20 protein-coding genes are annotated in these 25,287 nt (G+C 67.3%); 9 read left to right on the top strand and 11 right to left on the bottom strand.

The annotated features are described in order from the left end of the window. Positions 1-30 precede the first annotated feature (30 nt). The 8 genes from odhB to cyoD all read left to right on the top strand — a co-directional run bounded on the left by odhB (position 31) and on the right by cyoD (position 7,525). On the top strand, positions 31-1,275 hold the full coding sequence (odhB, locus tag AC07UH_RS08355) for a 2-oxoglutarate dehydrogenase complex dihydrolipoyllysine-residue succinyltransferase (RefSeq protein WP_495180164.1): 1,245 nt from the start codon (positions 31-33) through the stop codon (positions 1,273-1,275). A 99-nt stretch (positions 1,276-1,374) separates the two neighbouring features. Beyond that, complete coding sequence (locus AC07UH_RS08350) at positions 1,375-1,662, top strand: GIY-YIG nuclease family protein (RefSeq protein ID WP_495180165.1); 288 nt, start codon at positions 1,375-1,377, stop codon at positions 1,660-1,662. 95 nt (positions 1,663-1,757) lie between these two features. Further along, positions 1,758-3,158, top strand: a complete 1,401-nt coding sequence (gene lpdA, locus AC07UH_RS08345; protein WP_495180166.1) for a dihydrolipoyl dehydrogenase — start codon at positions 1,758-1,760, stop codon at positions 3,156-3,158. A 2-nt stretch (positions 3,159-3,160) separates the two neighbouring features. After that, entirely contained in the window at positions 3,161-3,523 is a 363-nt protein-coding gene (locus tag AC07UH_RS08340) for a GCN5-related N-acetyltransferase (RefSeq protein WP_249340741.1), read from the top strand. 75 nt (positions 3,524-3,598) lie between these two features. Further along, positions 3,599-4,519 carry a ubiquinol oxidase subunit II gene (gene cyoA, locus AC07UH_RS08335; RefSeq protein WP_495180167.1) on the top strand — a complete coding sequence of 307 codons (921 nt, stop codon included), beginning with the start codon at positions 3,599-3,601 and terminating at the stop codon, positions 4,517-4,519. A 2-nt stretch (positions 4,520-4,521) separates the two neighbouring features. Then, a complete protein-coding gene (gene cyoB / locus AC07UH_RS08330) occupies positions 4,522-6,528 on the top strand; it encodes a cytochrome o ubiquinol oxidase subunit I (RefSeq protein WP_495180168.1) in 2,007 nt (668 codons plus the stop codon). Next, positions 6,525-7,148 carry a cytochrome o ubiquinol oxidase subunit III gene (gene cyoC, locus AC07UH_RS08325; protein WP_038659561.1) on the top strand — a complete coding sequence of 208 codons (624 nt, stop codon included), beginning with the start codon at positions 6,525-6,527 and terminating at the stop codon, positions 7,146-7,148. Before cyoB ends, cyoC begins: the two co-directional genes overlap by 4 nt. Further along, a complete protein-coding gene (cyoD, locus tag AC07UH_RS08320) occupies positions 7,145-7,525 on the top strand; it encodes a cytochrome o ubiquinol oxidase subunit IV (RefSeq protein WP_495180169.1) in 381 nt (126 codons plus the stop codon). The genes cyoC and cyoD overlap by 4 nt, the downstream gene beginning before the upstream one ends. Positions 7,526-7,528: 3 nt before the next feature. Here the strand turns inward: cyoD and treA are convergent, their stop codons facing one another. From treA to AC07UH_RS08275, 9 genes are all read right to left on the bottom strand, one after another. After that, the gene (gene treA, locus AC07UH_RS08315) at positions 7,529-9,067 is read right to left on the bottom strand and encodes an alpha,alpha-trehalase TreA (RefSeq protein ID WP_495180170.1); all 1,539 of its coding nucleotides are present in this window, start codon (positions 9,065-9,067) and stop codon (positions 7,529-7,531) included. Next, on the bottom strand, positions 9,064-10,908 hold the full coding sequence (locus AC07UH_RS08310; protein WP_495180171.1) for a glycogen debranching protein: 1,845 nt from the start codon (positions 10,906-10,908) through the stop codon (positions 9,064-9,066). The genes treA and AC07UH_RS08310 overlap by 4 nt, the downstream gene beginning before the upstream one ends. Then, positions 10,905-12,524, bottom strand: coding sequence for an alpha-D-glucose phosphate-specific phosphoglucomutase (locus tag AC07UH_RS08305; protein WP_495180172.1), 1,620 nt, complete (start codon positions 12,522-12,524; stop codon positions 10,905-10,907). Before AC07UH_RS08305 ends, AC07UH_RS08310 begins: the two co-directional genes overlap by 4 nt. After that, on the bottom strand, positions 12,521-13,936 hold the full coding sequence (glgA, locus tag AC07UH_RS08300; protein WP_495180173.1) for a glycogen synthase GlgA: 1,416 nt from the start codon (positions 13,934-13,936) through the stop codon (positions 12,521-12,523). The genes AC07UH_RS08305 and glgA overlap by 4 nt, the downstream gene beginning before the upstream one ends. Beyond that, complete coding sequence (glgC, locus tag AC07UH_RS08295) at positions 13,933-15,195, bottom strand: glucose-1-phosphate adenylyltransferase (RefSeq protein ID WP_038659547.1); 1,263 nt, start codon at positions 15,193-15,195, stop codon at positions 13,933-13,935. Before glgC ends, glgA begins: the two co-directional genes overlap by 4 nt. Positions 15,196-15,239: 44 nt before the next feature. Next, the gene (gene glgB, locus AC07UH_RS08290; protein ID WP_495180174.1) at positions 15,240-17,405 is read right to left on the bottom strand and encodes a 1,4-alpha-glucan branching protein GlgB; all 2,166 of its coding nucleotides are present in this window, start codon (positions 17,403-17,405) and stop codon (positions 15,240-15,242) included. Continuing rightward, positions 17,402-19,777, bottom strand: a complete 2,376-nt coding sequence (locus AC07UH_RS08285; protein WP_495180486.1) for a glycogen/starch/alpha-glucan phosphorylase — start codon at positions 19,775-19,777, stop codon at positions 17,402-17,404. The genes glgB and AC07UH_RS08285 overlap by 4 nt, the downstream gene beginning before the upstream one ends. Positions 19,778-19,925: 148 nt before the next feature. Beyond that, on the bottom strand, positions 19,926-21,233 hold the full coding sequence (locus AC07UH_RS08280) for an Nramp family divalent metal transporter (protein ID WP_495180175.1): 1,308 nt from the start codon (positions 21,231-21,233) through the stop codon (positions 19,926-19,928). Between the two features lie 466 nt (positions 21,234-21,699). Further along, positions 21,700-22,335 (bottom strand): DNA-3-methyladenine glycosylase family protein, encoded by a 636-nt coding sequence (locus AC07UH_RS08275; RefSeq protein WP_495180176.1) that lies wholly within the window; start codon positions 22,333-22,335, stop codon positions 21,700-21,702. Between the two features lie 57 nt (positions 22,336-22,392). Here AC07UH_RS08275 and AC07UH_RS08270 point away from each other — a divergent pair, with 57 nt between their 5' ends. Then, the gene (locus AC07UH_RS08270) at positions 22,393-22,710 is read left to right on the top strand and encodes a 2Fe-2S iron-sulfur cluster-binding protein (RefSeq protein WP_495180177.1); all 318 of its coding nucleotides are present in this window, start codon (positions 22,393-22,395) and stop codon (positions 22,708-22,710) included. A gap of 146 nt (positions 22,711-22,856) precedes the next feature. On the opposite strand, the gene rlmB is transcribed toward AC07UH_RS08270, so the two are convergent. Both rlmB and AC07UH_RS08260 read right to left on the bottom strand, forming a co-directional pair. After that, positions 22,857-23,600: a 23S rRNA (guanosine(2251)-2'-O)-methyltransferase RlmB gene (gene rlmB / locus AC07UH_RS08265; protein WP_038659530.1), complete on the bottom strand. Its 744-nt coding sequence runs from the start codon at positions 23,598-23,600 to the stop codon at positions 22,857-22,859. 33 nt (positions 23,601-23,633) lie between these two features. Continuing rightward, positions 23,634-25,229: a M20/M25/M40 family metallo-hydrolase gene (locus tag AC07UH_RS08260; RefSeq protein WP_495180178.1), complete on the bottom strand. Its 1,596-nt coding sequence runs from the start codon at positions 25,227-25,229 to the stop codon at positions 23,634-23,636. Between the last annotated feature and the right edge of the window lie 58 nt (positions 25,230-25,287).

The following is a 25,287-nucleotide window of genomic DNA, read 5'->3' as shown; positions in this document are numbered from 1 at the left end:
GACCCCTCCCCGGGGAGAAGGATGCAAGAGATGGCAACCGAAGTTACCGTGCCCGTTCTGGGTGAATCGATCACCGAAGCCACCGTCGGCGAATGGCTCAAGCAGCCCGGCGACCCGGTGAAGGTCGACGAGCCGATCGCCAGCCTCGAGACCGACAAGGTCTCGGTCGAGGTGCCGTCGCCGGTCGCCGGCGTGATGGGCCAGCATGCGGTCAAGGTCGGCGACACGGTCGAGGTCGGCGCGATGCTCGCGACGATCGAGGCGGGTGACGGCGCGGCCGCCGCTCCGGCGTCGGCGCCCGCGCCCGCCGCCGCTCCGGCCCCCGCCGCCGCGCCGGCAGCGGCTGCCGCTCCGGCACCGGCCGCGCAGCCGGAAGCGTCGAGCGATTCGCCCGCGGCGCTGTCGCCGTCGGTGCGCCGTGCCGTGCTCGAATATGGTCTCGATCCGTCGTCGATCACCGGCACCGGCAAGGACGGCCGGATCACCAAGGAAGACGTCGCCGCCGCCGCCGCGTCGAAGCCCGCGACGCAGGCCCCCGTCGCCGCGCCCGCGCCCGCCGCTGCCCCCACGGGCGGCCGCAAGGAAGAGCGCGTCAAGATGACGCGCCTGCGCCAGACGATCGCCAAGCGTCTCAAGGAAGCGCAGAACACCGCCGCGATGCTGACGACGTTCAACGACGTCGACATGACCGCGGTGATCGAGGCGCGCGCCAAGTACAAGGATCTGTTCGAGAAGAAGCACGGCGTCCGCCTCGGCTTCATGGGCTTCTTCGTGAAGGCCGCGACGATGGCGCTGAAGGACATTCCGTCGGTCAACGCCTCGATCGAGGGCGACGAGATCGTCTATCACGATTATGCGGATATCTCGGTCGCGGTCAGCGCGCCGAACGGCCTCGTCGTGCCGGTGATCCGCGATGCGCAGGACCTCACCGTCGCGGGCATCGAGAAGACGATCGGCGACTTCGGCCGCCGCGCCAAGGACGGCACGCTCAAGATGGACGAAATGAAGGGCGGTACCTTCACCATCTCCAACGGCGGCGTGTTCGGCTCGCTGATGTCGACCCCGATCATCAACCCCCCGCAGGCGGCGGTGCTCGGCCTGCATCGCATCGAGGAGCGCCCGGTGGTGGTCGGCGGTCAGGTCGTCGTGCGCCCGATGATGTATCTCGCTCTGTCCTACGATCACCGCCTGATCGACGGCCGCGAGGCGGTGACCTTCCTCGTCGCGCTCAAGAATGCGATCGAAGACCCGACCCGCATCCTGATCGACCTGTAAGTGCTTGTGCTCCTGCGAACGCAGGAGCCTAGGGTCACGGGCGGTATCCCCGCCTGGCTCTGGGTTCCGGCGTTCGCAGGAACACGGTAGGAGTCCGGCATGCGCCCCGGTTACGTCTACCTCATGGCAAGCGGACGCAACGGCACGCTCTATCTCGGCGTGACCAGCGATCTGATCCGCCGGGCATACGAACATCGTAACCGGCTCGTCGATGGCTTCACCAAAGAACATGGTTGCATCCTGCTTGTCTGGTACGACGCGAGCGACGACATACAGGCGGCACGGCAGCGTGAGCTGCAAATGAAGAAGTGGAAGCGGGCCTGGAAGGTCGATTTGATCGAAAAGGGCAACCCGCAGTGGAAGGATTTGTACGAGACGCTGTTCTGACGCGTGCTCCTGCGAACGCAGGAGTCCAGAGCCAAGAATGGCATCGCCCGTAACCCTGGGCTCCTGCGTTCGCAGGAGCACGATGGAGCTGAGCAATGGCTGACGAACAGCAATACGACTATGACGTCCTCGTGATCGGTGCCGGCCCCGGCGGCTATGTCGCGGCGATCCGCGCCGCGCAGCTCGGGCTGAAGACCGCCTGCGCCGAAAGCCGCGAGACGCTGGGCGGCACCTGCCTCAACGTCGGCTGCATTCCGTCGAAGGCGATGCTGCACGCGTCGGAGTTCTTCGATGCCGCCTCGAACGGCACGATGGCCAAGATGGGCATCAAGGTCACCGCCGAACTCGATCTCGACACGATGCACGGCCAGCGCCGCGACGCGGTCAACCAGCTCACCGGCGGCATCGAATATCTGTTCAAGAAGAACAAGGTCGAATGGCTCAAGGGCCGCGCCAGCTTCACCGGCAAGGACAGCGTCGAGATCGACGGCAAGGCCGTTCGTGCGAGAAACATCGTCATCGCGACGGGCTCGTCGGTCACGCCGCTGCCCGGCGTCACCGTCGACCAGAAGGTCATCGTCGACAGCACCGGCGCGCTCGAACTCGCCAAGGTGCCGCAGCATCTCGTCGTGATCGGTGGCGGCGTCATCGGCCTCGAGCTCGGCAGCGTCTGGCGCCGGCTTGGCGCCAAGGTCACGGTCGTCGAATATCTCGACCAGATCCTGCCCGGCTTCGACGGCGACGTCCGCAAGGAAGCGCAGAAGATCTTCAAGAAGCAGGGTTTCGAGTTCAAGCTGTCGACCAAGGTCACCGGCGTGGCGGTGAATGGCGATGCGGCGACGCTGACCGTCGAGCCCGCCGCCGGCGGCGAGGCGCAGACGATCGACGCGGACGTCGTGCTGCTCGCGATCGGCCGCAAGCCGAACACCGACGGCCTCAACCTCGACGCCGCCGGCCTCTCGGTCAACGCGCGCGGCCAGGTCGAGATCGACCATGACTTTGCCACCAGCGTGCCCGGCATCTGGGCGATCGGCGACGTCGCCCCCGGCCTGATGCTCGCGCACAAGGCCGAGGACGAGGGCATTGCGGTCGCGGAGAACATCGCCGGCCTCACCGGCATCGTGAACCACGACATCATCCCGAGCGTCGTCTACACGCTGCCCGAATTCGCCGGCGTCGGTCTGACCGAAGAGGCCGCCAAGGCGAAGGGCGAGATCAAGGTCGGCAAGTTCCCGATGATGGCGAACAGCCGCGCCAAGACCAATCACGAACCGGACGGCTTCGTGAAGATCATCGCGGATGCCAAGACCGACCGCGTCGTCGGCGTCTGGGCGATCGCCAGCGTCGCCGGCACGATGATTGCGCAGGCGGCGCAGGCGATGGAGTTCGGCGCGACGTCGGAGGATATCGCCTATACCTGTCACGCCCATCCGACGCATTCCGAAGCGATCAAGGAAGCGGCGATGGCGGTGACCGGCAAGCCGATTCACATCTGATCGTGGCGGGCGCGGACACCCGCCGCGCCGCGCTGGAGGCCGCATGGCTGACGCTGACCCGCGAGACCCTGCCCGGTCTCGCGGGTCTTCGTATGTGGCCGGTACGCGCGGATCATTGCTTCCAGCGCATCCTGCTCGACGCGGCGGTGGGCGGCGTCTGGTATGACGTGGTCGAGGGGCGGCCGGCGTATCGGTTCATCGCGGTGGATCTGCTGGAGCGGGCGGTGTCGCTCGGGCAGGGGGCCGCCGACGGGACGGTCGATCTCGCCGCGCTCAACCGCCAGTCGCTGGCGTGGCGGCGCGAGAGGAAGGCTGCGGCTCCCCCCGATGCTCTGATATCTGGTGTAGGGCCACCGTATCGATGATCCACTCGAACGGGTGCGCGACCAGCAATAGTTCGTCACCCGACGAAACCACCCGCATCCCCATCCGTTTGCCCGATGAAGGAGAACCGTCACGACGGCTCCGCAAAGGGATTCGATGATCTGCTCGCCGTCGACCGCATGTTGAAACCGCTCGCTGTTGCCGCGACCGTACTCGGGCTGGGCGGTTGCGCGCCCGCGTTGCTCGATCCCGCCGGACCGGTTGCCGCGGGCGAGAAGACGCTGCTGATCAATTCGCTCGCGGTGATGCTCGGCATCGTCGTGCCGGTGATCGTCGCGACCATCGCCTTCGCCTGGTGGTTCCGCGCCGGCAATGCCCGCGCCAGGCGCCGCCCGGACTTCGCCTATTCGGGCAAGCTCGAACTGCTCGTCTGGTCGGTGCCGCTGCTCGTCATCATCTTCCTCGGCGGGATGGGCTGGATCGCCGCGCACGATCTCGACCCGCGCCGGCCGCTGGCGTCCAGGCAGAAGCCGATCGTCGTCCAGGTCGTCGCGCTCGACTGGAAATGGCTGTTCGTCTATCCCGAACAGGGGATCGCGACGGTCAACCGCGTCATCGTCCCCGCCGGCACGCCGATCGATTTCCGCATCACCTCGGCGACGGTGATGAACAGCTTCTTCGTGCCGCGGCTCGGCAGCCAGATCTACGCGATGTCCGGCATGGAGGCGAAGCTCAACCTGATGGCGGACAAGCCCGGCCGATATCCCGGCCTGTCGGCGCATTACAGCGGCGAAGGCTTTTCGGACATGGACTTCGTCGTCGACGCCGTACCGCCGCAGCAATTCGCGGCCTGGGCGGCGGGCACCAAGGGGCGGGGGCCGGCGCTAAACGCCGACAGCTATCACGCGCTCGCGCGCCAGCGGGGCAATCTGAAGCCCTTCGCCTACGGCAGCGTGCCGACCGGCTTCTTCGCCGCCGCGGTGCGCGAGGCCGGCGCGCCGGTGCACGAGGTCGATAACGGCGGACGGGAGAATTGAGCATGTTCGGCAAGCTCAATTGGCATTCGGTCCCCTGGGACCAGCCGATCCCGTTGATCGCCGCCGCCATCGTCGGCAGCGGCATCCTCGCGGTGCTCGTCTGGACGTGGCGCGCCGGCCATGTCCCCTATATCTGGAACGAGTGGATCACCTCGGTCGATCACAAGCGGATCGGCATCATGTATTGCATCTTCGCGCTGCTGATGCTGATGCGCGGCTTCGTCGATGCGGCGATGATGCGCAGCCAGCAGGCGATCGCCTACGGCAATCCCGGCTATCTGCCGCCGGAGCATTACGACCAGATCTTCTCCGCACATGGCACGATCATGATCTTCTTCGTGGCGATGCCGTTCGTCATCGGGCTGATGAACTTCGTCGTGCCGTTGCAGCTCGGCGTGCGCGACGTCGCCTTCCCGACGCTCAACAACGTCAGCTTCTGGCTCACCGCGAGCGGCGCGCTGCTGATCAATCTCAGCCTCGTCATCGGCGAATTCGCCAAGACCGGCTGGCTCGCCTATCCGCCGCTGTCGGAGCTGCGCTTCTCGCCCGGCGTCGGCGTCGATTATTATCTGTGGGCGCTGCAGATTTCCGGCGTCGGCACGTTGCTGTCGGGGGTCAATCTCGTCACCACGATCCTCAAGATGCGCGCCCCCGGCATGGGCTATACCCGCATGCCGATGTTCTGCTGGACCAGCCTCGCGTCCAACCTGCTGATCGTCGCCGCCTTCCCGATCCTCACCGCGACCCTCGCGATGCTGCTGCTCGATCGCTACCTCGGCTTCCACTTCTTTACCAACGATGCCGGCGGCAACCAGATGATGTTCGTCAACCTCATCTGGGCGTGGGGCCATCCCGAGGTCTATATCCTGATCCTGCCCGCGTTCGGCGTGTTCAGCGAGGTGGTCTCGACCTTTTCGAGCAAGCCTCTGTTCGGCTATCGTTCGATGGTCGTCGCGACGATGGTGATCTGCATCCTGTCGTTCATCGTCTGGCTGCACCATTTCTTCACGATGGGCGCGGGCGCCGACGTCAACGGCTTCTTCGGCGTGACGACGATGATCATCGCGGTGCCGACCGGGGTGAAGGTCTTCAACTGGCTGTTCACCATGTATGGCGGCCGCATCCGCTTCCACGTGCCGATGATGTGGGCGGTGGCGTTCATGATTACTTTCGTGATCGGCGGCATGACCGGCGTGCTGCTCGCCGTGCCGCCCGCCGATTTCGTGCTGCACAATTCGCTGTTCCTCGTCGCGCATTTCCACAACGTCATCATCGGCGGCGTGCTGTTCGGTGCCTTCGCCGGCTACAATTACTGGTTCCCCAAGGCGTTCGGCTTCACCCTCGACGAACGCTGGGGCAAGCGCGCCTTCTGGTTGTGGGTGGTGGGCTTCTACGTCGCGTTCATGCCGCTCTACGTGCTCGGACTGATGGGCATGACGCGGCGGATGCAGCATTACGACGTGCCGGGCTGGCAGCCGTGGCTGATCGCCGCCGCTTTCGGCGCGCTGATGATCGCCGGCGGCATGGCGTGTCAGGTGATCCAGCTCTACGTCTCGATCCGCAACCGCAAGGACCTCGCTGACACCAGCGGCGATCCGTGGGACGGCCGCAGCCTCGAATGGATCACCACTTCGCCGCCGCCGCCGTTCAACTTCGCGGCGCTGCCCGACGTGAAGGGCGAGGAAGCCTATTGGGACATCAAGTCGACCGCGCGGGAAAATCGCGAACTCTCCGAACGCCCCAAATACGAGGCGTTCCACATGCCGCGCAATTCGCCGACCGGCGTCGTCACCGCTTTTTTCACCACCGCGCTGGGCTTCGCCGCGGTGTGGCATATCTGGTGGCTGTTCGGGCTGGGCTTCCTCGGCGCCTGGGCGACCTTCGTCGTCTTCGCCTGGCGCGACGAGAATGAGACCGAGATCAGCGCCGAGGAGGCGGAGCGGCTCGACCGCGAACGGCGTACCGCCAAGGCGCAATTGCTCGATATCCCTGCGGACCAGCCGGCATGAGCGGCGATCCGCACAAGCTCGGCCGCGGCGAGACGGCACCCAGCGAACGCGGCCCCGCGCCCAAGCGGATCGTCGTGGCCTATGGCTTCTGGATCTTCCTGCTCACCGACTTCATCATGTTCGCCGGCTTCTTCGCCGCTTATGCGGTGCTGGCCCAGGCGACCGCAGGCGGGCCGGCGGCGCGCGACATCGTCGAACTGCCGCTGGTCGGCGCGGAGACGGCGCTGCTGCTCGCGTCCAGCTTCGCCTGCGGCATGGCGGGGATCGCGACCGCGGCAAAGAACCGCTTCTGGTTCCAGATCGCGATGGCGGCGACCGCACTGCTCGGTGCCGGCTTCCTCGGCCTCGAAGCCTATGAATTCCTGCACCTCATCCACGAGGGCAACGGGCCGCAGCGCAGTGCCTTCCTCTCCGCCTTCTTCGCACTCGTCGGCTGCCACGGCCTGCACGTCACGCTCGGGCTGATCTGGCTGACGACGATGATGGCGCAGGTGCAGGCCAAGGGCTTTCGTGACGAGATCGTCCGCCGCATCGCCTGTTTCAGCCTGTTCTGGCACGCGCTCGACATCATCTGGGTGGCGCTGTTCACCACCGTCTATCTGCTGGGAGTGGCGCGATGAGCGACCGGAGCGACCTGGACGACGATCGCGCCCCCGGCGAGGGCAGCAGCGACGCCGGCGACATCCGCGCCAAGGTGCTGACCTATGTCGCCGGATTCGTGCTGGCGGCGGTGCTCAGCATCGCCTCGTTCGCGGCGGTGCATAGCGGGATGATCTACGGTCCCGGCATCCCGGTGGCGCTGATCGCGCTGGCGATCGCGCAGATGGGCGTCCACCTCGTCTTCTTCCTCCACGTCACCAGCGGGCCGGACAATACCAACAACGTCCTCGCGCTGGCGTTCGGCGTGCTGATCGTGGGGCTGGTGCTGATCGGCTCGATCTGGATCATGGCGCACCTCGACCACAATCTGATGCCGGCGAGCATGCCGGCGATGTAGCGCCTATCGCGGCGGCGCGTAGCCCGCCGCGAGCAGCGCGCGCGTCACGCCGTTGGTCCAGCCGAAGCCGTCCTGCAGCGGATATTCGCCGCCGCCACCGGGCAGCCGCTCGACGACATTGTATTTTTCGAGCAGCTTGCCGCTCGCCGTATATTCGCGGTCCACCGTTGCCAGCCAGTTGGTCGCGATCCGCTTGGCGAGCGCATCCTCGCGATAGCGGCGCAGTCCCTCGATCGCGACCCATTGCAGCGGCGCCCAGCCGTTGGGTTCGTCCCATTGCTGCCCGGTCCTCACCGCGGTCGTCCCGAGCCCGCCCTCGCCGACCAGCGGCGTCAGCGCCTGCGCGGTCGCCTTCGCACGCTCCGGCGAGGCGAGGCCGACGAACAGGGGGAAAGCCATCGCCGCGGTCCGCCCGTCGGCGACCCGGCGCGCGTCGAGATCGTAATCGGCATAATAGCCCGCGCCGTTCCACAGATGCGCCGCGATCGCCTTCGCGCGCGCATCCGCGGCCGCAGCGTAGGTGGTGACGCAGGCGGCATCCTTCAAAATGCGGCAATTGTCGGCGATGCTGCGCTCCATCCCGTACATCAGGCTGTTGAGATCGACCGGCACGATCCGCGTCGTCCGGATCGTCGCCAGCGTCTTGCCGTCGCCGAGCCAGCGCGAGCTGAAGTCCCAGCCGCTTTCCGCCCCGGCGCGCAGGTCGCGGTACATCGCCTTGGCATCGCGTCCCGGCGTCGCCGCGACCAGCGCCGCATCCTCGCGATAGCTTTCGTCGCGCGGATCGTCGCGATCGTCCCAATAGCGGTTGAGCAGCGACCCGTCCGCCAGCCGCACCACGCGGGCGCGCGCGCCGCCGGGACGCAATCCGGCGGCGCCCGCCATCCAGAAATCATGCTCGGCGCGCATCCATGTCGTGCGCTGCGTCAGCGTCGCGGCATTCTTCGACAGGCCGGCGATCAGATAGAAGAACGGCGGCTGCGAGCGGCTGAGATAATAGCTGCGCGTGCCATTGGGGATGCGGCCGTAGCGATCGATCAGGCTGCCGAAGTCTGTCACCATGTCCTCGACCAGATCCTGCCGGCCCGACACCTGCAGCCCGAGCATCGTGAACCAGCTGTCCCAATAATACATCTCGCGGAACCGGCCGCCCGGCACCACGAAGCGCTTCGGCAGCGGCAGCGCCGACGATCCTGTCGGCACGGTCGGCAGCGTCCGGGTAAGCTGCGGCCACAGCGCGTCGATATGCTCGGCCAGCCCCAGCTTGCGCGACGGCGGCGGCGCGGCCGGTGCCACCGGCACGTTGAAGTTGGCGAGCACGAACGCCTTCAGCGCGGCATCGTCCTTGCAATCGCAACGACGGTAGGCGGCGAGGATCGCGGCATCGCCGCGACGCGGTTCGGCATCCGCGAAGGTCTTCGAATCGGGAAAGATCTGCCGCATCTGCACGTCGCGGAACAGTGTGCCGAACCGCTGCGCCGGCGATGGCGGCGCCGCCGCGACGAGCAGGCCGGCGAGCGCCAGCATCAAGGGACGGATCATGCGCGACTCTCCAACAGCGTGCCCTGCGTCAGCGTCACGCGCCGCGCGCGGCGATCGAACCGCAATGTGACGCACCGCTCGCCGTCGGGCAAGCGCAGCGCGAAGCCGTCGGCGCCGGCCCAATCGTCCGGCCGCATCGGCGCGTCGTCGAGCCGCCGCCAGTCGGGCGCTTCATACGGCGCGACGCGATCGAGCCCGGCCGCTGCCCGGAACGCCGCCAGATCGCAGGCGAAATCCTCCAGCGCCCGATCACGCCCGTGCCAATCGACCCAGCCGATCGCATTGTCCTGCGCATAAGCGTTGTTGTTGCCCCGCTGCGTCCGCCCGAATTCATCCCCAGCGGTCAGCAGGATCGTACCGCGCGACGCGAACAGCGTCGCCAGCAACGCGCGCCGGTCGGCATCGCGCCGTGCCGTGACGACAGGATCGTCGCTCGGTCCCTCGACGCCGTTGTTCCAGCTGTGATTGTCGCCATGGCCGTCACGATTGTCCTCGCCATTGGCGTGATTGTGGCGTTCGGCGAAAGCGACGGTGTCGGCGAGCGTGAAGCCGTCGTGCGCCGCAATGAAATTGACGCTGCGCGTGTCGCCGCCACCGAAGACGTCGTCCGAGCCGGCGAGCCGCGTCGCCAAAGCGCCCGCGCTGCCGTTGCCGTTCCAGAAGCGCCGTACGTCGTCGCGATAGCGGTCGTTCCATTCGAGCCAGTGCGCCGGAAACCGCCCGAGCTGATAGCCGTCCGGGCCGATGTCCCACGGCTCGGCGATCATGATGCGGCTGGACAGCAGGGGATCGGCGGCGATCTCGGCGAAGATCGGCGCATGCGGATCGAACCCCGGCCCGCGCGCCAGCACCGGCGCCAGATCGAACCGGAAGCCGTCCACGCCTAGCCGCGCGAAATGGCGCAGGCTGGCGAGGATCAGTGCACGGACCTCGGGTCGCGAACAGTCCAGCGTGTTGCCGGTGCCGGTGTCGTTGATCAGCGTGCCGTCCTCGGCCTGCGCATAATAGAGCCGCTTGTCCAACCCGCGCAACGACAGCGTCGGCCCGTGCACGTCGCTCTCGCCGGTGTGATTGAAGACGAGGTCGAGGATCACGCCGATCCCCGCCGCCCGCAGCGCCGCGACGGTCTCGCGCAGCTCGGCGATCCCGCCCGGCGCCAACCGCGGATCGATCGCCATCGGCACCACCGGATTATAGCCCCAGGCGTTGCGCAGGCCGAGCGGCGGCAGATGCCGCTCGTCGATCCACGCGACGATCGGCATCAGCTCGATCGCGCTGACCCGCAGCCGTTGCAGATGCGCGATGACCGCGGGATGCGCCAGCGCCGCGATCGTCCCGCGCTGCGCCGCCGGCACGTCGTGATGCAGCATCGTGAACCCGCGGACGTTGAGTTCGTAGATCAACCCGCCGGGCGTGAAGAGCGGTGGGGAGACGAGGCTCGCGTCCTCCCCCTTGTCGGCAACCCCTTTGCCGTCATCGCCGCCTTCGCGGGGATGACGATGGAGGAAGGGTGTTGCAACGACTACACCCCACGGCACCAACCCACCCGTCTCGACTCCCGGCTGACCCAGTCGCGGGTCAAAAATGAACGCCCGATCCAGCTCGACGGCATAGGGATCGACCAGCAGCTTCGCCGGATCGGCCGCCGCCCGGAAGCCGTAGCGCTGGCCCGCCCCGATCCCCGGCACATCCACCGACCAGATACCGTCGGCACCGGTCATCGCCACACGCCGCTCGGCTACGCCGTCCCACAGGCACAGCGTCACCGCCGTCGCCGAGCGCACCGCGAACCGGACTCCGCCATCGTACGAGATCGCGCCCAGCGCGGGCGCGTCGCTCACGTGATGACGTCCGGTTCGGTCCGCCCGGTGTGCCGCACGATGCCGGCGATCGCATCCGCCGCCGCGACGATATCCGCCAGCATCTCGCCGGTATCGCGATCGAGATCGCCGCCCGCCGGCTCGTAGCGCTCCAGATACACCCGCAGCGTCGCGCCGCTGGTGCCGGTGCCCGACAGGCGGAACACCACCCGGCTGCCGCCCTCGAACAGAACGCGCACGCCCTGGTTTCGGCTCACCGAGCCGTCGGTCGGATCGGTGTAGGCGAAATCGTCCGCCGCCGCGATCCTCAGCCCGCCGACCTGCGTCCCCGCCAGCGTATCCAGCTTGCCGCGCAGCTCGGCCATCAGCGCATCGGCGCGCGCGCTCTCGACGCCCTCATAATCGTGGCGGGCGTAATAGTTGCGGCCATAGGTTGCCCAGTGATCGCGCACGATCGCATCGACCGACTCGCCGCGCACGGCGAGGATGTTGAGCCACAGCAGCACCGCCCACAGCCCGTCCTTCTCGCGAACGTGATCCGATCCGGTGCCGGCGCTTTCCTCGCCGCAGATCGTCGCCATGCCGGCGTCGAGCAGATTGCCGAAGAACTTCCACCCGGTCGGCGTCTCGAAGATCGGCAGGCCGAGCTTCTCTGCGACGCGATCCGCCGCCGCACTGGTCGGCATCGACCGCGCGATCCCCTTGAGCCCGTCCTTGTAGCCCGGCGCGAGATGCGCGTTCGCCGCCAGCATCGCGAGACTGTCGGACGGCGTCACGAACCGCGCCCGCCCGATGATGAGATTGCGGTCGCCATCGCCGTCCGACGCCGCGCCGAAGTCGGGCGCATCCGCCGCCATCATCGTCTCGTAGAGTTCGTGCGCGTGGACGAGATTGGGATCGGGGTGATGTCCGCCGAAATCCTCCAGCGGCTCGCCGTTGCGGACGGTGCCGGCGGCGAAGCCGAGCCGCGTCTCGAGGATCTCGGTCGCATAAGGCCCGGTCACCGCGCTCATAGCGTCGAACGCCATCGTCAGCTTCGCGGCGCGGATCGCGTCGAAGTCGAACAGCCGCTCCATCAGCGCGGCGTAATCGGCGACCGGATCGACCACCTCGACCGTCATCCCGCCGACCGTCACCTCGCCGAGCGTGTCGAGATCGACGTCGTCGGCATCGACCGTCAGCCAGCGGTCGATCGTCTTCGTCCGTTCGTACAACGCCTCGGTCACCTGCTCCGGCGCGGGGCCGCCATTGGCGATATTGTATTTGATGCCGAAATCTTCGGTCGGGCCGCCGGGATTGTGGCTCGCCGACAGCACCAGCCCGCCCAGCGCCTTGCGGATGCGGATCATGTTGCTCGCCGCCGGCGTTGACAGCAGCCCGCCGCGGCCGACGACGACGCGGCCGAAGCCGTTCGCCGCGGCGATGCGGATCGCCTTCTGGATCACCTCGCGGTTGAGGAACCGGCCGTCGCCGCCGATCACCAAGGTCGCGCCGTCCTTGCCGTCGATGACATCGAACACCGCCTGGACGAAATTCTCGGCATAATTAGGCTGCTGGAAGACGGTGACCTTCTTGCGCAGGCCGGAGGTGCCGGGCTTCTGGTCGGAATAGGCGTGGCTGGCGACGGTACGGATCATGCGGTTCCTGTCAGGCTCTTGTAGAGGTCGGCATAGCGGCGACCGCTTTCCGACCAGGAGAAATCGCCGCGCATCCCGTTGCGCTGGATGGCGCACCATAGATCGGGGCGCGCGTAGGCGGCAATGGCGCGACGGATCGCGTGGCTAAGCGAATGATGGCTCGCCTCGCCATGCTGGAAGCCGGTCGCGACCCCGGCGGCGAGCGCCGCCTCATTGGCGTCGATCACCGTATCGGCGAGCCCGCCGGTGCGCGCGACGACCGGCACGCAGCCATAAGCGAGGCCGTAAAGCTGGGTCAGCCCGCACGGTTCGAACCGCGACGGGATCAGGATCGCGTCGGCACCGCCCTGCAACAGATGCGACAGGGGTTCGTCATAGCCGATCCGTACCGCGATCCGCCCCGGATAGCGCGCCGCCGCGGCTAGCAGCGCCGCTTCCAGATGCGCATCGCCCGAGCCGAGCAGCGCCAGCCGCGCCCCGCCCGCGACCAGCTCGTCGAGGCAGGTGACGAGCACGTCCATGCCCTTCTGCCACGTCAGCCGGCTGATGACGGTGAACAGCGGACCGTCGTCGCGATCGAGCCCGAACATCTTCTCGACCGCGCGCTTGTTGGCCTTGCGCCGGCCGAGCGCACGCGCGGTGAAGCGGCTCGGCAAGGCGGCGTCCGTTTCGGGATTCCACACGGCGGGATCGATGCCGTTGACGATGCCGTGCACGCGGTCGCGTCGGGTGTCGATCAGCCCTTCCAGCCCCATGCCGAACCGCGGCTCGCGGATCTCCGCGGCATAGGTCGGGCTGACCGTGGTGATCGCATCGGCCGCCTCCAGCCCCGCCTTCAGAAAACCGACACCGCCATAATATTCGACGCCGTCGATCGCATAGGCCTCGTCCGGCAAGTCGAGCCCGGCAAATATCTCGGCACCGAACTGACCCTGGAAGGCGATGTTGTGGACCGTCATCACGCTGGCGGTCCGACGCTGCGCCGTCCCGCGATAGCGCAGATAGGCCGGTGCCAGCGCGGCCTGCCAGTCGTGCGCGTGAAGCACGTCGAACCCTTCCGCGACGTCGGCGGCGGCGCGCGACAGGGCCGCGAACCTGTGCCAGTCGTCGGTCTGGTCGTAGAGCCCACCCGCCCGCGCGAACAACGCCGGCGCATCGAGCACCAGCAGCGGATGCTCGCCCAGCCGCGCGCCGAGCAACCGCGCCTCGACGCCGAGCAGATCGCGCCAGCGCCGCACCACCTTGGCGCCCTTCACCGCCTTGCCGACCGCCGGATAGCCCGGGATCAGCGTCGTCGTCGCGACGCCATGCGGCGCCAGCGCATCGGGCAACGCCCCCACCACGTCGGCGAGCCCACCGGTCTTGACCAGCGGAAACGCCTCCGAGGCGACCGAGAGGACGGAGAGCGTCACAGCCCGAGGCGGTCGATCATCGGCTGGGTGATCAGGCAGATGCCCTTGTCGGTCCGCCGGAACCGGCGCGTATCCAGCTCGGGGTCCTCGCCGACGACCAGCCCGTCGGGAATGACGACGCCGCGGTCGATCACGACGCGGCTCAACCGCGCGTTGCGGCCGATATGGCAATAAGGGAGCACCACCGCCTCATCGAGCGACGAGAAACTGTGCGCCCGCACGCCGGTCGACAACAGGCTGCGGTGGATCGCCGAGCCCGACACGATGCAATTGCCCGAGACGAGGCTCGACACCGCCGAGCCGCGCCGCCCGTCCTCGTCGTGGACGAACTTGGCCGGCGGGGTGATCTCCGAATAGGTCCACAACGGCCATTCGTGATCGTAGACGTCGAGCTGCGGGATGATGTCGGTCAGGTCGATGTTCGCCTCCCAATAGGCATCGACCGTTCCGACGTCGCGCCAATAGGCCGCCGGCTCTTCGCTGGTCCGCACGCAGCTCTTCGAGAAGCGATGCGCCTGCGCCACGCCGTGCTCGACGAGATAGGGGATGATGTCCTTGCCGAAGTCGCGCGCCGAACCCTCGGTCGCGGCATCGCGCCGGAGCTGCTCGATCAGGAATTTGGTGCGGAAGACATAGATGCCTAGGCTGGCGAGCGCGATGTCGGGCTGCCCGGGGATCGCGGGGGGATCGGCGGGCTTCTCGACGAAGTCGATGATCCGGTCGGTCTCGTCGACGTGCATCACACCGAACGCCACCGCCTCCATCCGCGGCACCTCCATACAGGCGACGGTCACGTCCGCACCGCTGTCGCAATGCTGCTGGAGCATGATCTCGTAATCCATCTTGTAGATGTGATCGCCGGCGAGGATCACCATATACTCGACGTTATACGTCTCGATGATGTCGATGTTCTGGAACACCGCGTCGGCGGTGCCCTCATACCATTGGAATTCCGACACGCGCTGCGAGGCGGGCAGAATGTCGAAGCTCTCGTTGCGCTCCGGACGCAGGAAGTTCCAGCCACGCTGGAGATGGCGGATCAGCGAATGCGCCTTGTATTGCGTCGCGACGCCGATCCGTCGGATGCCCGAATTGATCGCGTTCGACAGCGCGAAGTCGATGATCCGGCTCTTGCCGCCGAAATAGACCGCCGGCTTGGCGCGGGTATCGGTCAATTCCATCAAGCGGCTGCCGCGCCCGCCCGCCAGCACGTACGCCATCGCGTCGCGCGAAAGCGGCTGTCCTCGTCTGTCTACCATCGGCTCCCTCCATTATCGTCGTTATCGGTGCGCGCGGGGCGCGATCAGCCGTCGAATTGCAACATGACCGTCGCCAGCGGCGGCAGCGTCACCCACGCCGCACCGTCCTTGGCCTCGACCCCGCCGAGATTGCCGAGGCCGGAACCCCAATAGTCATGCGCATCGGAATTGATGATCTCGCGCCAGCGTCCGTCCTGCGGCAGCGGGATGCGATAGGGCGCGCGCGCCACCGGCGTCAGATTGGCGATCACCGCGACCGGCTGCTCACCCGGCGCCTTGCGCAGCCAGGCGAACACCGAATTGGCGGCGTCGTCTCCGATCAGCCATTCGAACCCCTCGGGCTCGCAGTCGCGCGCATGCAAGGCCGGGGTGTCGCGATAGAGCCGATTGAGATCGCGGACGAGCTTGCGCACGCCGCCATGCGCCGCCGAATGGCCGAGATGCCAGTCGAGCGCCCGCTCCTCGCTCCATTCCTGCCGCTGTGCGAACTCCTGGCCCATGAACAGCAGCTTCTTGCCCGGATAGCCCCACATGAAGGCATAATAAGCGCGCAGATTGGCGAATTGTTGCCAGTCGTCGCCCGCCATCTTGGTCAGCAGCGATCCCTTGCCGTGAACCACCTCGTCGTGGCTGAGCGGCAGCACGAAATTCTCGTCGAAGGCATAGACGAAGCCGAAGGTGATCTCGCCGTGATGATGCCGGCGATGCACCGGCTCGCGCGCGAAATACTGGAGCGTGTCGTGCATCCAGCCCATGTTCCACTTGAAGCCGAAGCCGAGCGCCTCGCGCGGCCCCTCCTCGAAGGCGGGCATCGACACGCCCGGCCAGCTCGTCGATTCCTCGGCGACGGTGAAGACGCCGTCTTCCTTGCCATAGACCGCGCGGTTCATCTCGCGCAGGAAGCTGACCGCCTCCCAATTCTCGCGGCCACCGTCCTCGTTGGGGATCCATTCGCCCGCCTCGCGGCTGTAATCGCGGTAGAGCATCGAGGCGACCGCATCGACGCGCAAGCCGTCGACATGATAGCGTTCCGGCCAGAACAGCGCGTTGTTGATGAGGAACGAGCGCACTTCGCGGCGCCCGAAATTGTAGATCGCGGTGTTCCAGTCGGGATGGAAGCCGAGCCGCGGATCCTCATGCTCGTACAAAGCGGTGCCGTCGAAGCGGGTCAGGCCGTGCGGGTCGACCGGAAAATGCGCGGGCACCCAGTCGAGCAGCACGCCGATGCCGGCACGGTGCGCGCCGTCGACGAAGCGGGCGAAACCGTCGGGATCGCCGAACCGTGCAGACGGCGCGTAGAGGCCGGTCGTCTGATAGCCCCATGACGGATCATAGGGATGCTCGCTGATCGGCATGAACTCGATATGCGTGAAGCCGAGATCGACGACATAGGGGATCAGCCGGTCGGCGAGCGCGTCCCACGACAGATACCAGCCGTTCTCGTCCTTGTCCCAGCTGCCCGCATGGACCTCGTAGATGCTGACCGGCACGCGCCGCGGATCGACCTTCGCCCAGGTCGCGCGATGCGCATCGTCGCCCCAGACGTGCGCGGGCGGGGCGGTGGTGATCGACGCGGTCTTCGGCCGCAGCTCGGCGGCGAAGGCGAAGGGATCGGCCTTCAGCGGTTGCAGCGTGCCGTCGGGGCCGACGATCGCGAACTTGTAGCTGCGTCCCGCGCCGACATCGGGCAGGAAGATCTCCCACACGCCGATATCGCTGCGGCGGCGCATGACGTGGCGCGTGTCGTTCCAGTCGTTGAAGTCGCCGACCACCGAGACGCGCCGCGCGTTCGGCGCCCAGACCGCGAAATGCATGCCGCTCGCGCCCTCATGCGCGATCAGATGCGCGCCCATCTTGTCGTAGAGGCGGAAATGCGAGCCTTCGGCGATCAGATAATCGTCGGTCGGGCCGAGCACCGGGCCGAAGCTGTAGGGATCGGTGACCCACCATTCGGCGCCGAACCCCTGCGCCTTGTATTTCACCGGCTGCGGATCGCCGGCGATCGGCCCCTCGAACAGGCCGGCATCCTCGATCCGCGTCAGCACGCCGAGCGGCCTGCCGGCCAGATCATGCGCCTCGGCGGTTTCGGCACCGGGGATCCAGGCGCGCGCGAACGTCCCCTGTGGCCCGGCGAACGTGCCGAGCAACGAAAACGGATCGTCGTGGCGCCCTTCCAGCAATGCGGCGATGGCGCCACGCGGTGGTTTCACATCACCCCCCAGATTTGTTTCGCATATTCGCCGATCGTCCGGTCCGACGAGAACCAGCCCATATTGGCGACGTTGAGCACCGCCGAACGGCCCCATGCCGCCGTGTCGCCGAACTTTGCGTCGACCTCGCGCTGCGCGGCGGCATAGGCGTCGAAATCGGCGGCGAGCATGAACCAGTCATGCTCGTACAGCCCGTCCATCAATCCCTTGTAACGATCGGGATCGTCGGGCGAGAACACGCCCGAGGCGATCGCATTGACCGCCTGCGCCAGCTCGCGCGATCCCTCGATCACCTGCCGGCCGCGATAGCCGCTTGCGCGCTTCTCGGCGACCTCGTCGGCGGTGAGGCCGAAGATGAAGATGTTGTCGTCGCCGACATGATCCTTGATCTCGATATTGGCGCCGTCGAGCGTGCCGATGGTCAGCGCGCCGTTGAGCGCGAACTTCATATTGCCGGTGCCCGACGCCTCCATGCCCGCGGTCGAGATCTGTTCGGACAAATCGGCGGCGGGGATGATCTTCTCGGCGAGGCTGACGTTGTAATTGGGGACGAACGCCACCTTGAGCAGGTCGCCGACCGCGGGGTCGGCGTTGATCCGCTTGGCGACGTCATTGGCCAGCTTGATGACGAGCTTGGCGGTATGATAGCTCGACGCCGCCTTGCCGGCGAACAGCTTGACGCGCGGCGTCCAGTTACGCTCGGGATGGCTGCGGATCTGGTCGTACAGCGCGACCGCCTCGACGATGCCGAGCAACTGGCGTTTGTATTCGTGGATCCGCTTGATCTGCACATCGAAGATCGCATCGGGGTCCAACGTCAGACCCATGCTGTCCTTGATGTAGGTCGAGAGCGTCACCTTGTTGGAACGCTTAACCATAGCGAAACGCTCCCGGAACGATGAATCATTCGCGAAGGGCGCGAGCGCGGTCAGGCGGGCGGCGTCGTCCTTGAAATCCTCGCCGATCGCCTCGACCAGCAGGCCGGTCAGGCCGGGATTGCATTGCTGCAGCCAGCGGCGCGGCGTGATGCCGTTGGTCTTGTTGTTGATGCGGTCGGGATACAGCCGATGCAGATCGGCGAAGACCGTCTTCTTCATCAATTCGGTGTGCAGCGCCGCGACGCCGTTGACGCTGTGGCTGCCGGCGAAGGCGAGGTTCGCCATCCTGACGCGCCGCTCGCCGCCCTCGTCGATCAGGCTGATCGCGGCGATGGCGTTGCCGTCGATGCCGTCGACCTTGCCCGCCTCGCGCAGCAGCCTGGCGTTGATCGCATAGACGATCTGCATGTGCCGCGGCAGCAGCCGCTCGAACAGCGGCAGCGGCCAGCTCTCCAGCGCCTCGGGCAGCAACGTATGGTTGGTATAGCCGAAGGTCGCGCGGGTGATGTCCCACGCCTCGTCGAACGACAGTTCGTGGAAATCGGTGAGCAACCGCATCAGCTCGGCGACCGCCACCGCGGGATGGGTGTCGTTGAGCTGGATCGCCGCCTTGTCGGGCAGCGTGCGGATGTCGCCGAAATATTGCAGGTGCCGGCGGACGATGTCCTGGATCGAGGCGGAGGAGAAGAAATATTCCTGCCGCAGCCGCAATTCCTGCCCCGCCGGCGTGCTGTCGTTGGGATAGAGCACGCGGGTCAGCGTCTCGGCGCGCATCTGTCCGGCGAGCGCGCCCTCGAAATCGCCGGCGTTGAACCGGTCGAGCTTGATCGGGTCGAAGGCGCGGGCGTTCCACAGCCGCAGCGTGTTGACGCGTTTGCCGCGCCAGCCGACCATCGGCGTATCGACCGCGACCGCCTCGACCGCTTCGATCGGCGACCAGTGGACCTGGCCCGACGTCGTCGCCGTCACCTCGCCGCCGAAGCCGACGAAATAGGCGCTCTCCCGCCGCTCGAACTCCCACGGATTGCCGTGCGCGAGCCAGTTCTCCGGCAGCTCGACCTGCCAGCCGTCGTCGAGCCGCTGGCGGAACATGCCGTTCACATAGCGGATGCCATAACCGTAAGCAGGCAGGTCGAGGCTGGCGAGGCTCTCCATGAAACAGGCCGCAAGCCGCCCGAGCCCGCCATTGCCCAGCGCCGCATCGGGCTCGATCTCCTCGATCGCGGCGAGGTCGACGCCGAGACTGGCCAGCGCCGCCGCCACCTCGTCGTTATGGCGCAGGTTGGACAGCGCATCGCGCAGCAGCCGGCCGATCAGGAATTCGAGGCTGAGATAATAGACGCGCTTCGCCCCGGCGGCATGCGCCGCCTTGGTCGATTCCATCCAGCGTTCGATGATCTCGTTGCGCAGCGTCAGGATCGTCGCGGCGAGCCAGTCGTGCGGCCGCGCCGCCTGCGCGTCCTTGCCGATGCGGTGGACGAGCGTGTCGACGATCGCCGAGGCGAGGGCGGGGCGGGGGTCGAGTGCGGTCGGTGCGGCGGCTTGGCTGTCTGTCACGGCATATCCGATGCAAGAGGAAGGCGAAGGAGAGGGCGGGGCGAAGAGGGCGGGGCGATCGTCCGCGAATGCCGCCGACCCGGACTTAGAGCATGCCGATCAGCAACGTCAGGTTAAGCCCGATGATGATCGCGGCGATCGACCAGGCGACGACGCGCAACCATAAAGGGCTGACGAACCGCCCCATCACCCGCGTCTGGCCGGTGAACAGCACCAGCGGCACCACCGCGAACGGCAGTTGCAGGCTGAGCACCACCTGGCTGAGCACCAGCAATCTGGTCGCACCGCCATCGCCCGACAGGCCGACGACGAACACCGCCGGAATGATCGCGAGCAGCCGCGTCACCATCCGCCGCAGCCACACCGGCAGCCGCAGATTGAGGAACCCCTCCATCACGATCTGTCCGGCGAGCGTGCCGGTGACGGTCGAATTCTGCCCCGACGCGAGCAGAGCGACGCCGAACACGACGCTGGCGGCGCCGACGCCCATCATCGGCGCGAGCAGGCGATAGGCTTCGTCGATCTCGGCGATCTCGGTGCGGCCGGCGGTGTGGAACACCGCGGCGGCGACGATCAGGATCGCGGCGTTGATGAAGAAGGCGAGGCCGAGCGCGATCGTGCTGTCGATCGTCGCCAGCTTGGCGGCCTCCGCCTTGCCCTCGTCGGTCGGCGCGAAGGCGCGGGTCTGGACGATCGACGAATGGAGGTAGAGATTGTGCGGCATCACCGTCGCGCCGAGGATGCCGATCGCGAGATAGAGTTTGGCGGGATCGGTGACGATCCCCGGCGTCGGCACCAGCCCGGCGAGCACCGCGCTTATGTCGGGCTTGGCGTAGAACAGCTCGAAGGCGAAGCAGCCGGCGATGATGACGAGCAGCGCGAGGATGAACGCCTCGATCTTGCGGAAGCCGTAGCGTTGCAGCGCGAGAATCAGGAACACGTCGAGCGCGGTGACGATCACCCCCCAGACCAGCGGAATCCCGAACAGCAATTGCAGCGCGATCGCGGTGCCGAGCACCTCGGCGAGATCGCAGGCGATGATCGCCACTTCGGCGAGCAGCCAGAGGACGAGCGAGACCGGCTTGGAATAATAGGCCCGGCACGCCTGCGCGAGGTCGAGTCCCGCGGCGACGCCGAGCCGCACCGACAGCGCCTGCAACACGATCGCCATCAGGTTGGACAGCAGGATGACCGACAGCAGGGTATAGCCGAACGCCGAACCGCCGGCGATGTCGGTCGCCCAATTGCCGGGGTCCATATAGCCGACCGCGACGAGGAAGCCCGGCCCCATGAATGCCGCGAGCCGCCGCCAGCCGGCGCCGCCGACGGGCAATGCGATGCTGCGATGACTGCCACTGAGGGAAACGGCTGGGGCAGAAGCGGGTGGCGTCATGGCGCCGGTGTGTGGCGGAAGCCGCGCGCGCGGGCAAGGTGCGAGAGCGTCGGCCGGATCAATCGGCTGCAACGATCGGACGAGGGAGAGGCGACGGATCAGAGACTTGCGCCCGCCCACACCCACCACGCGGGCTGTCGGATCGACGTTCACTCGCACGCGGCCTCGCCATCCCAGCTTCGTCACCCCGGACTTGATCCGGGGTCCCGCTATGTTCGTCGAGGACCGATCGCGAAGAAGCGGCACCCCCGAGCCCAGACATCTGCGAGAGCCCAATGCTCCTGCGAAAGCAGGAGCCAAGGAGTCACGCACGCCATCAGACGGTGTAGCACTTGGCTCTGGGCTCCTGCGTCCGCAGGAGCACTGCGCTGATCTAACCGATGATGGAGGCTTCCGCAGGGGTGCTAGCCGACCCCGGGGTCACGAAAGGGCGACGGAGACAGCGAATATCGAAAATCGACCCCGCCTAGACCGGCGCCGCATCCACGTCGGGACCTGCGCCATAATGGTGCCATGTGAAGATCGCCAACGCGCCGCGATGCGGCCGCCACGCCTCGGCCAGCGCGCGCGTCACTTTCTCCGACGGCCGCTCGTCATGGCCGAGCAGCCGCCCGACCTCGATCTGCACCGCGAGGTCGCCCGCCGGCCAGACGTCCTCGCGCCCCTCGGCGAACAGCAGATAGATTTCCGCCGACCAGCGGCCGATCCCCTTCACCCGGACGAGCTGCGCGATCGCCTCCTCGTCGTCAGCGGGGAGATTGTCGAGATCGAGCCGCTTGCTGGTCACCTCCTCGGCGAGGCTGCGCGCATAGCTCGCCTTCTGCCGCGACAGGCCGGCGGCGCGCAGCGTCTCGTCGCTCGCCGCGAGGATGGTATGCGGATCGCCGGGATCGCCGACCAGCGTCTCGAGCTTGCGATAGACCGCCGCGGCGGAGGCGACGCTGACCTGCTGGCCGAGGATCGTGCGCAGCAAGGTCGCATAGCCGCGCTCGCGGATGCGCGGCGGCGGATAGCCGACGCGGGCGAGGCCGGCGGCGAAGGCGGGTTCGGTCAGCGCAAGTGCGTCCATCGCCGTGCGAATCTGTTCGGCGCTCAGGCCCATGCTTGATCCTTGACCCGTCGCGCGGCATGGCCGGCGACACCTTTATCGGAGACTGTCATGCCCAAGCTTATCGTCGTCACGCGCGAGGGGGAAGAACGCGAAATCAACGGCGAAGCCGGCCTGTCGGTGATGGAAGTGATCCGCGACGCGGGGATCGACGAATTGCTCGCGCTGTGCGGCGGCTGCTGCAGCTGCGCCACCTGCCACGTCCATGTCGATCCGGCCTTCGCGGACCGGTTGCCGGCGATGGGTCCGGACGAGGACGACCTGCTCGATTCGAGCGACGAACGCACCGCGACCTCGCGCCTGTCGTGCCAGATCCAGATGACCCCGGCCCTCGACGGCCTGAAGGTGACGATCGCGGGGGAGGATTGAGCGGTATCTCGCCTATGATCGTGATTTAATCCCCTACCGTCATCCCCGCGAAGGCGGGGATCCATACCCTCTGACCCGGCTTGAGCCGCGGCGTCAGCGTATATGGATCCCCGCCTTCGCGGGGATGACGATCAAGGCGAATGCGTCTACCGCGCCGCCACCGCATACAGCGCGATCGCCGCGGCGTTCGAGACGTTCAGGCTCTCCACCTTTTCGCTGATCGGTAGCTTGGCGAGTTCGTCGCAATGCGCTTCGGTATTCTGGCGCATGCCCTCGCCCTCTGCGCCGAGCACGATGCAGATCCGCTGCGTCCCCATCGCCTGCGCCAGCGTCTGCTCGGCATGGCCGGTGAGGCCGATCCGCCAGAAGCCCGCCTCCGCGATCTCCTCCAGCGCGCGCGCGAGGTTGACGACCCGCACCCACGGCACCGTCTCGAGCGCGCCCGAGGCGGCGCGCGCCACCGTGCCGCTCTCCGGCGGCGCATGGCGGTCCTGCGTGACGATGCCGAGCGCGTCGAATGCCGCCGCCGAGCGCAGTATCGCGCCGACGTTGTGCGGATCGGTGACCTGATCGAGCACCACCAGCGGTCTTTGGTCGTCCTTGCCCTCGATCAGCAGATCGGCGAGCCAGCTATCCTCGAGCGGCTCGACCTCGGCGACGAGGCCCTGATGCGGCGCGTCGGACGGCACCAGCCGGCCGAGATCGGCGACATCGGCATAGACGACGGGCATCGACGCCGGAATGTCGAGCGAAGACAGCGCCTCGCGCGTCCCCCACAATTTGCGCACGACCCGGTTGGGGTTGGCGAGCGCCGCCGTCACCGGATGGCGGCCCCAGAATTTGGGGCGGTTGGCGGTGCCCGTCGACGGGCGGTGGCCACGGCGCGCCATCAGCGGGCGCTCGCGGGGATCGGGGTCATGGTGTCAGTCATCATTGGCATCGCTATAGGCAAAGGGGTCGGTGACCACCGGCTGCGTCGGCAGCGGCGGACGGGGCAGCGCCTTGTCGGCGTTGGCGGCGGAGAGCAGGACCGAGGCGAGGACGATCGATCCCTGCCGCAGATCCTCGGGTTTGAGATGGTCGAACGTGTCGACCGACGAATGATGGACGCGGCTGCCGTAATCGAGCGGGTCCTGGACGAACTGGAAGCCGGGGATGCCGACCTGCTGGAGCAGCACGTGATCGGTGCCGCCGGTCTGCCGCGCGACGACGTTGGCCGCGCCCATCGACGCGAGCGGCGCGAGCCATTCGCGGAAGATCGGCACCACCGCGGGATTGTTCTCGGCATACAGGCCGCGCAGCTTGCCCGAGCCGTTGTCGATGTTGAAATAGGCGGCGAGTTCGCCATGGCCGGGCAGCGGCACGATCGGCCAGCGATCCGAGAAGCCATAATCGGCGCCGGCCGGCTGTTCCGACGGCGCACCGCGGCGGGCGAGATGCGCCTTGGTATAAGCGAGGCTGCCGAGCAGCCCTTCCTCTTCCGCGCCCCATAGCACGAAGCGGATCGTCCGCTTCGGCCGCACGCCGCTCGCGGCGAGGATGCGCGCCGCTTCCATCACCTCGGCCGAGCCCGCGCCATTGTCCGCCGCGCCGTCGCCGGCCACCCAGCTGTCGAGATGCGCGCCCGCCATGACATAGCCGGCCTTGGGGTCGGTGCCGGGGATCTCGGCGATGACGTTATAGGCGTTAACGTCGCCATCGTCGAAACGGACGTCGCTAATGATCTCCAGCGTCGGCGCCGGGCCCATCTTGGCGAGCCGGGCGAGGCGCAGATAATCCTCCTGCGCGATCTGTACCGCGGGCAGCGTGGCGGTGTCGCCGACACCGAACAGATAGCCTTCGCCATGGACGAGCTTGCCGTCGCGATACGACATCGTCGCCATCGCGACGGCGCCCTCGGCCTTCAGGAAGGCATCGAGCTTCTTGGTGTAATCGAGCCGCTTGGCGCGGCGGTTGATGCTGGCGGGGTCGTATTCGGGCTGCTGGGCCTGGTCGAGCTTCGCGATATCGTCGCCGGTCAGCCGGCGGAAATCGGGATCGGTCGGGTCCTTGGCGGCGCGGGGCAGCGTGACCATCACGATCTTGCCGCGCAACTGGCCGCGATATTTGGCGAAATCGCGTTCGCGCGCGATCGGCGCGACGACGACGGGCGCGGTGATCGTGCCGTTGGTCCCCGGCGTCCAGGCGACGGGAATCGCGGTGAGCTGGACCGCGCGCGGCGTCACCATCCGCACGCTCGCGCGCTCGATCGCCCAGCCGCGGCCGAAGGCGAACCCCTCCTTGCGGACGTTGCGCAGTCCCCATTCGCGGAACTTGCCCTGCGTCCATGCCTCCGCGGCGCGCGCACCCGGCGAATTGGCGAGGCGCGGGCCGATCACGTCGGTGAGATATTGCGCGGTCTGCACCACCTGGCTGTGGTTGGTGCCCTGATCGATGATCGTCGCCAGCGCGGCGCGATCCTGCGCCGCGGCGGGCAGGGCGAGGCAAAGGGCGGCGGTGGCGAGCAGGAAGTGGCGCATGAAGGTCCCCGGCGAACGTTGCGGCCGGTGCTAGGCGGCGGTCGCGGTTCGCGCAAGC

The sequence above is a fragment of the Sphingomonas sp. GW821-FHT04B01 genome (genome assembly GCF_059420425.1).
The sequence above is the reverse complement of the archived record's forward strand: the minus strand, read 5'-3'. Positions and strand labels throughout refer to the sequence as shown.

What these genes read in the sequence shown, in the direction of transcription:
- odhB (WP_495180164.1), top strand. Translation starts at nt 31, where the DNA reads ATGGCAACCGAAGTTACCGTGCCCGTTCTGGGTGAATCGATCACCGAA.
- AC07UH_RS08350 (WP_495180165.1), top strand. Translation starts at nt 1,375, where the DNA reads ATGCGCCCCGGTTACGTCTACCTCATGGCAAGCGGACGCAACGGCACG.
- lpdA (WP_495180166.1), top strand. Translation starts at nt 1,758, where the DNA reads ATGGCTGACGAACAGCAATACGACTATGACGTCCTCGTGATCGGTGCC.
- cyoA (WP_495180167.1), top strand. Translation starts at nt 3,599, where the DNA reads ATGAAGGAGAACCGTCACGACGGCTCCGCAAAGGGATTCGATGATCTG.
- cyoB (WP_495180168.1), top strand. Translation starts at nt 4,522, where the DNA reads ATGTTCGGCAAGCTCAATTGGCATTCGGTCCCCTGGGACCAGCCGATC.
- cyoC (WP_038659561.1), top strand. Translation starts at nt 6,525, where the DNA reads ATGAGCGGCGATCCGCACAAGCTCGGCCGCGGCGAGACGGCACCCAGC.
- cyoD (WP_495180169.1), top strand. Translation starts at nt 7,145, where the DNA reads ATGAGCGACCGGAGCGACCTGGACGACGATCGCGCCCCCGGCGAGGGC.
- treA (WP_495180170.1), bottom strand. Translation starts at nt 9,067, where the DNA reads ATGATCCGTCCCTTGATGCTGGCGCTCGCCGGCCTGCTCGTCGCGGCG.
- AC07UH_RS08305 (WP_495180172.1), bottom strand. Translation starts at nt 12,524, where the DNA reads ATGATCCGTACCGTCGCCAGCCACGCCTATTCCGACCAGAAGCCCGGC.
- glgC (WP_038659547.1), bottom strand. Translation starts at nt 15,195, where the DNA reads ATGGTAGACAGACGAGGACAGCCGCTTTCGCGCGACGCGATGGCGTAC.
- AC07UH_RS08280 (WP_495180175.1), bottom strand. Translation starts at nt 21,233, where the DNA reads ATGACGCCACCCGCTTCTGCCCCAGCCGTTTCCCTCAGTGGCAGTCAT.
- AC07UH_RS08275 (WP_495180176.1), bottom strand. Translation starts at nt 22,335, where the DNA reads ATGGGCCTGAGCGCCGAACAGATTCGCACGGCGATGGACGCACTTGCG.
- AC07UH_RS08270 (WP_495180177.1), top strand. Translation starts at nt 22,393, where the DNA reads ATGCCCAAGCTTATCGTCGTCACGCGCGAGGGGGAAGAACGCGAAATC.
- rlmB (WP_038659530.1), bottom strand. Translation starts at nt 23,600, where the DNA reads ATGGCGCGCCGTGGCCACCGCCCGTCGACGGGCACCGCCAACCGCCCC.
- AC07UH_RS08260 (WP_495180178.1), bottom strand. Translation starts at nt 25,229, where the DNA reads ATGCGCCACTTCCTGCTCGCCACCGCCGCCCTTTGCCTCGCCCTGCCC.